Annotated in this window: 1 protein-coding gene; it reads left to right on the top strand. The window is 39.4% G+C overall.

The window, feature by feature from the left end; genetic code table 11:
• Positions 1-260 (top strand): ATP-binding protein (locus OA34_RS13360; RefSeq protein ID WP_039676264.1); only part of this gene is annotated, 260 nt, incomplete at its 5' end.
• Positions 261-627 lie beyond the last annotated feature (367 nt).

Below are 627 nucleotides of genomic sequence, written 5' to 3'. Positions count from 1 at the left end.
CACCGTATATCGCGATGAGCGTTAAAAACGGCAAACGCTACACGCTGATCAAAATCGAAGATAACGGCGGCGGCATCGCGGCGGAGCATATCGAGCGTATTTTCGAGCCTTATTTTACGACCAAACACGCCAAACAGGGTACTGGAATCGGGCTTTATATGACCAAGATGATTATCGAAAATAATATGAACGGCATCATTAACGTCAGCAATACTCAAGACGGCGCGCTTTTTACGATTAAGCTCAAACGGGAAAGTTAGCGATAGCTTGGACGCCGCCTTTGACGCAAAAAACTTGCTTTAATTTATGAGAGTTCTTTGCAGAACTCTTGACACGTCTTTAAAGCAAAGCTCTAAAGACTACGTTAACACTGCGTTTTCTTCGGCAGAAAGCCCACGCACCTTTGGTGCTTTTTCTTTTTGCAAAAGTCTATTTTAAAAATTAAGATTACCTCTTCTTTTTGGGCTTGATCTCATTTTTTTGCTATTTTTTTTTACTACGAGCCACTTGCAAATTCAACCAAGCAGCCAAGCCAATATCTTCTAAGCTCAATTTTCTAACTTTTTAAAAAACTGATTTTAGCCATTGCTTGTAATTTTACAGTTTTTTTGGCTGATTTACTTTAAT

It is taken from the genome of Sulfurospirillum sp. MES, from assembly GCF_000789415.1.
Taxonomy (GTDB): Bacteria; Campylobacterota; Campylobacteria; order Campylobacterales; family Sulfurospirillaceae; genus Sulfurospirillum; species Sulfurospirillum cavolei.
Note: the sequence above shows the minus strand (reverse complement) of the source record. Positions and strands in the feature narration are given on the sequence as shown.